Source organism: Actinacidiphila epipremni (assembly GCF_012034175.1).
Lineage (GTDB): Bacteria > Actinomycetota > Actinomycetes > Streptomycetales > Streptomycetaceae > Actinacidiphila > Actinacidiphila epipremni.
Genome location: NZ_JAATEJ010000096.1, coordinates 1 through 315, shown reverse-complemented (window position 1 = coordinate 315; position 315 = coordinate 1). Strand labels below are relative to the sequence as shown.

At 66.0% G+C, this 315-nt stretch carries 1 protein-coding gene; it reads left to right on the top strand.

The window, feature by feature from the left end; genetic code table 11:
• On the top strand, positions 1–315 hold a 315-nt coding region (locus HCN08_RS34615; RefSeq protein ID WP_167987355.1), incomplete at both ends, for an IS630 family transposase.

Here is a 315-nt window from a genome sequence, read left to right as displayed (position 1 = left end):
CACGACCAGCCTGTTCGCAGCCCTGGACATCGCCTCCGGCTCGGTCATCGCCCAGCACTACCGCCGCCACCGCCACCAGGAGTTCCTCCGCTTCCTGAAGACCATCGACGCAGCCGTCCCCAAGGACCTCGAACTCCACCTGATCCTGGACAACTACGCCACCCACAAGACCGAGCCGGTCAAGAAGTGGCTGCTGCGACACCCCCGCTTCCACCTGCACTTCACCCCCACCTCGGCGTCCTGGCTCAACCTCGTCGAGCGCTGGTTCGCCGAACTGACCTGCCGCAAACTCCGCCGCTCAGCCCACCGAAGCGT